This window comes from Planifilum fimeticola, assembly GCF_003001905.1.
In the GTDB taxonomy this organism is placed as follows: domain Bacteria; phylum Bacillota; class Bacilli; order Thermoactinomycetales; family DSM-44946; genus Planifilum; species Planifilum fimeticola.
Genome location: NZ_PVNE01000056.1, coordinates 1 through 5,299, shown reverse-complemented (window position 1 = coordinate 5,299; position 5,299 = coordinate 1). Strand labels below are relative to the sequence as shown.

At 45.5% G+C, this 5,299-nt stretch carries 5 protein-coding genes and 1 pseudogene; 4 read left to right on the top strand and 2 right to left on the bottom strand.

What is annotated here, in order from left to right; translation table 11 throughout:
* Positions 1–91 precede the first annotated feature (91 nt).
* A complete protein-coding gene (locus CLV97_RS19040; protein WP_092035502.1) occupies positions 92–469 on the bottom strand; it encodes an IS5 family transposase in 378 nt (125 codons plus the stop codon).
* 145 nt (positions 470–614) lie between these two features.
* Here CLV97_RS19040 and CLV97_RS17540 point away from each other — a divergent pair, with 145 nt between their 5' ends.
* From CLV97_RS17540 to CLV97_RS17975, 4 genes and pseudogenes are all read left to right on the top strand, one after another.
* On the top strand, positions 615–974 hold the full coding sequence (locus CLV97_RS17540; RefSeq protein WP_106346816.1) for a hypothetical protein: 360 nt from the start codon (positions 615–617) through the stop codon (positions 972–974).
* Between the two features lie 171 nt (positions 975–1,145).
* A pseudogene (locus CLV97_RS19035) lies at positions 1,146–1,951 on the top strand (IS5 family transposase).
* Between the two features lie 417 nt (positions 1,952–2,368).
* The gene (locus CLV97_RS17525) at positions 2,369–3,742 is read left to right on the top strand and encodes a class I SAM-dependent methyltransferase (RefSeq protein ID WP_211295790.1); all 1,374 of its coding nucleotides are present in this window, start codon (positions 2,369–2,371) and stop codon (positions 3,740–3,742) included.
* Complete coding sequence (locus tag CLV97_RS17975) at positions 3,727–4,647, top strand: DNA methylase (protein WP_146130550.1); 921 nt, start codon at positions 3,727–3,729, stop codon at positions 4,645–4,647. The genes CLV97_RS17525 and CLV97_RS17975 overlap by 16 nt, the downstream gene beginning before the upstream one ends.
* A gap of 165 nt (positions 4,648–4,812) precedes the next feature.
* Here CLV97_RS17975 and CLV97_RS18700 read toward each other — a convergent pair.
* Positions 4,813–5,299: hypothetical protein (locus CLV97_RS18700; protein WP_245891702.1), on the bottom strand; the 487-nt coding region annotated here is incomplete at its 5' end.

Below are 5,299 nucleotides of genomic sequence, written 5' to 3'. Positions count from 1 at the left end.
GTTTTCAGGGTGGCTTCCGCTAGCCGGATTTCATGATGGTGGGCGCTGTCCAGATACAGACCGATCGGCACCCCGTTTCCATCCGATACCATCATGACCTTGGTTCCCTTGCCCACCTTGGTTTTTCCAATCCCGTTTCCCCTTTTTTGGCGGGAACAAATCGACCATCCAGAAAAGCTTGAGCCCATTCGATTTTCTCTTCCGCATCCATTCGACTCAACAGTGCACGCCAAATCCGCTCCCACGTCCCGTCTTCCGACCATTGTTTCAGCCGCCGCCAACAGGTGGTGGGAGAACCATATTGCCGGGGCATGTCCGCCCAAGTACAACCGGTTTTCAAGACGTAGAGAATTCCGTTCAGGGTTTTTCGCGGATCTGCGGGCGGACGTCCGGGTCCCGGTTTTGGTTTGGGAAGAAGAGGTTCAATCACAGCCCATTGTTCGTCTGTCAGCTCATGTCTCGTACTCATACTTCCATTTTACATTGGCAGATCATGTTTTTGAAATAGCTTGTAAAGTGAGCCAACCTTTCTTTCCTGTTAAACAAGCAAAGGACGGGCTCGCGGATATGATAAAATTGCAAAAAAACAAACATGGCAGCGGTGAGTGACCGTGATGGCCAAAAACAGGCTGGATGTTGAAAAGCAGACCGCTTTGGTGCTACAGGGTTTAAAGGGCAAGATTCCGCTTGAAGAGCTGTTGCGCCAATATGATGTCAGTGAAGACACTTACCACATGCTCCGGGATTGTTTTATCGAGGCCGGGAAGAAGGGGTTAAAGAAGGAAAGCAACCGCGTGAAACGATACGCAATCTTTGCTGCGATCCTTTTTAGCCGTTATTGGATCTCTGTCTTTCAATTACAGCTACAAATTCCAACCGAAAGAGTTTACGGGAAAATTGCATCATATAAGCAGACCGTCCGAGGGAATCGGAGCGTATTCGATTCATGTAGAGCTTCCCGATGGCGCTTATAAAACAATCACATTACCCCTGGTAATATGTTCTTATCCTTGGCCGATCCATGAACGGGATCATATCAATAAAACCTTTGAACTCGCTCGGAACAAACCGACCCGGGTGGAAGTGATGGAATGGAAGGCTACAAGCTATTTCAAAAACATGATCTACCAATGTAAAATGGAAGCATGAGTACGAGACATGAGCTGACAGACGAACAATGGGCTGTGATTGAGCCGCTGCTTCCCAAACCCAAACCGGGACCCGGACGACCGCCCGCCGATCCGAGAAAAACCCTGAACGGAATTCTGTACGTGTTAAAAACGGGTTGTACTTGGGCGGACATGCCTCGACAATATGGTTCTCCCACCACCTGTTGGCGGCGATTGAAGCAATGGTCGGAAAACGGGACGTGGGAGCGGATTTGGCGTGCTCTGTTAAGTCGAATGGATGCGGAAGAAAAAATCGAATGGGCTCAAGCTTTTCTTGACGGTCGATTTGTTCCCGCCAAAAAAGGGGAGACGGGATTGGAAAAACCAAGGTGGGCAAGGGAACCAAGGTCATGATGGTAGTCGATGGAAAGGGAGTGCCGATCGGTCTGTATCTGGACAGTGCCCAACATCATGAAATCCGGTTGGCGGAATCCACCCTGAAAACGGTTCGGGTACCGCAAAGGAGAGGACGTCCTCGAACACGACCCAAGGAATTGGTGGCTGACAGAGCTTATGACAGCCGTTCTTTTCGAATTTGGTTGCGCCGACAAGGGATCAAGCCCACCATTTCCACCATTAATCGAAAAAGCTGTAGACCCCGTCGTGGCCGACCCATCCGTATCGGAGAGGGGTACCGCCGGCGTTGGATCATTGAACATTGCTTCGGGTGGATGAACAATTACCGGCGGTTGGTGGTTCGATATGACCGATATTTGTATATTTATAGAGCTTTTTGCCTGATTGCATTCATTATTTGGTGTGTGAATCGAATTTTGAAATAGCTTCTAGAAAAATGTTCATCCCATCCAAGGAATTTATCTCCGCGTTTGCGATGTTCGTTTGCAATATGTTTGCAAAACTGATTTCAGTTTTTCAGCAACGAGAAAAGCCTCCCTTTTCAGGAAGCCCTATCATTCCTGATCCGAATACGTGAGAATCACTTGCAATAGCCGGGCATAATGATAGGGAACCGTTTCCGCCGGGAGGCCTCCGCCCGGATGCATGGTCTATGGCAACAAAGGGCAGGTTCCCAGATCCAAACTGGCTTTTTTCTTCTCTTTCGTTTATACTTTTATTCACAGCAGTGCCTGCTCGTTTCTTAACCTAAGTTATCATCATACAAGAAACCACTACGATTTATTTTTCCCAAGGTAAAAGGATAAGTCATAATGATAACACAGTGGGAGGACTCTGTATCGGTGCTTAATAAATTCGAAAGTGTTCAGTTGAATTTGTTCAAAGAAATGGAAGAAAACGCTGAAACAAAAAATAATGATCGGAGAAAGGGCTCACAAGCTACACTGAGAACCAATCAATCAAGTAACCGCAAAGCGAATTCTTCGACTTTTTCTGATAACATGTCGCTTCCAATACATAGGTGGTTTCGTTATTCGGCTGGGTTTTCCGCTATATGGGTAAATCAGTTAATTGAACAAGAAAAAGCTAATGGTCGATGTAGGATTCTCGATCCATTTGCAGGGTCTGGAACAGTGCTCCTAGAAGGTGAGCGCTGCAACGTGGAAACAATAGGAATTGAAGCTCACCCATTTGTTTCACGTATTGCACGGGCTAAGCTTTATTGGAGAGAGAGTCCATCAAGATTTAGGGACTACGCCTTATCTGTTTTAGAGAAAGCTCAAAAAACAGAAGGTAGTATCGAGGGATATCCCGAGTTAATAAAGCGATGCTATCCGGCTGAAAGCCTCGCTCGACTAGACTCTTTGCGAAGGGCTTGGGAAGAAGACAACGACGGATCATCTATTTCAGAGCTTACATGGTTAGCACTAACCTCTATTCTTAGATCTTGCTCTCCTGCGGGTACCGCTCAATGGCAGTATGTTCTTCCTAATAAAAGAAAGGCCAAAGTGGTTGATCCCTACGATGCGTTTCAAGAAAAGGTTCAATTAATGAGTAGGGATATGGCCGAGAGACAGAATAGCATTGGTGGTCCAGAAGGTAGACTATACCAAGAGGATGCTCGACAGTGTTTATCAGTTTCGAACGGGTGGGCTGACCTCGTTATTACTTCACCACCGTACGTTAACAACTACGATTACGCTGACGCGACTCGGCTTGAAATGAGTTTTTGGGGTGAAGTTCAAAGCTGGAGTGATCTTCATTATGCTGTAAGGCAATATCTTGTTCGTTCATGTACACAGCATGTAGCAAAGCTAAAATTAAATGAAAAGGTCCATGAGATCGTTTGTGATCCTTTATTGGAACCTATCCATTCAGAACTTGCCGCTACTTGTAAATCCCTAGAAGCAGAACGTGAAAATCATGGTGGGCGTAAACCATACCATGCTATGGTAGCAGCTTACTTTTATGATATGGCAAGGGTTTTCATTGCTTTACGACGAGTTACTGCTAAAGGAAGCTTAGTTTGCTTTGTTATAGGTGATTCTGCACCATATGGTATTTATGTTCCAGTTGATAGGTGGCTAGGTGAGTTAGCAAAATCTTCAGGTTTTGTCTCCTATCGTTTTGAAAAAACTAGGGACAGAAACGTGAAATGGAAAAACCGTAAACACCGGGTCCCTCTTCACGAAGGTAGACTATGGATAAAAGGGTGACAAACATGGCACAGTCTCCAACTCATAAATTTGGACAGATAATCGGTGAATTATTGGAAGCTGCCATAGAACCTTTGTTGGCTGATTTTGCGAAAAGACATGGCCTATACCTTGACAAAAAAGGCCCTCGACCGGCACGAGGTACTCAAAAAAAGGTATCCTGGACAGATCTTTACGGAAACACTCATGATTTGGATTTTGTTCTTGAACGAGGAGGAACTAAGGACAAGTTTGGAACACCTGTGGCTTTTATCGAATCTGCTTGGCGCCGTTATACAAAGCATTCAAGAAATAAAGCACAAGAAATTCAGGGGGCAATACTCCCTCTTGTACAGACTCACCACCTTGCGGCTCCATTTACAGGCGTAATTCTTGCTGGAGATTTTACTGACGGATCACTTACGCAACTTCAGTCTTTGGGATTTAAAATCCTTTATTTTCCGTATGATATGGTTGTTGAAGCTTTTAAGGCAGTCGGGATTGATGCATCCTTTGATGAAAACACATCGGACGAAGAGGTATTGAAAAAGGTTCGCGCTTGGGAAGCGCTTCCGAAATCTGCCCATAAAGAAGTGTGTAAGGTATTATTCGAGAAGAATAAGGATGAAGTACAGCAGTTTATGTATAATCTTGAACGATTTGCAACCAGATACATTGAATTGGTACATATACTTCCTCTTCATGGGGAAGCGGTAGAGTGTGAATCCGTGGAACAAGCAGTCCAGTTCATTCAAAAGTATGATAAAAGCGGGAGTTCAGCTCCTATTGTCAAATACGAAATCCGTATCCGTTATAATAACGGAGATAAAATTGAGGCGCAATTTGAGAGTAAAGAATCTGCAATTCAATTTCTCCGTTCTTACCAGCAACCAACACTTCGGCCTTCCCATTGTTCCGAAAATTAACCCGGGCAAGGTAAATCTCCCGGGTTTTTTCATCTTTTAAATTTGTCCAATTCGAAACATCTATGAAATCCGCCAGCATTCCAAAGTACATTCATTGGATATCTAAGAAGTTCAACTGGATCTGAATCCAAATGATTGATGACTATCTCAGGTAACTGTATGGTATCACGATCCAAGGGTACAAGCTATTTCAAAAACATGATCTGCCAATGTAAAATGGAAGTATGAGTACGAGACATGAGCTGACAGACGAACAATGGGCTGTGATTGAACCTCTTCTTCCCAAACCAAAACCGGGACCCGGACGTCCGCCCGCCGATCCGAGAAAAACCCTGAACGGCATTCTATACGTGTTGAAAACCGGTTGTACTTGGGCGGATATGCCCCGGCAATATGGTTCTCCCACCACCTGTTGGCGGCGGCTGAAACAATGGTCGGAAGACGGAACATGGGAGCGGATTTGGCGTGCGCTGTTGAGTCGAATGGATGCGGAAGAGAAAATCGAATGGACTCAAGCTTTTCTGGATGGTCGATTTGTTCCCGCCAAAAAAGGGGAAACGGGATTGGAAAAACCAAGGTGGGCAAGGGAACCAAGGTCATGATGGTATCGGATGGAAACGGGGTGCCGATCGGTCTGTATCTGGACAGCGCC

Excerpts from the sequence above, each read along its gene's own strand:
- CLV97_RS19040 (WP_092035502.1), bottom strand. The coding sequence starts at position 469 with ATGAGTACGAGACATGAGCTGACAGACGAACAATGGGCTGTGATTGAA.
- CLV97_RS17975 (WP_146130550.1), top strand. The coding sequence starts at position 3,727 with ATGGATAAAAGGGTGACAAACATGGCACAGTCTCCAACTCATAAATTT.
- CLV97_RS17540 (WP_106346816.1), top strand. The coding sequence starts at position 615 with ATGGCCAAAAACAGGCTGGATGTTGAAAAGCAGACCGCTTTGGTGCTA.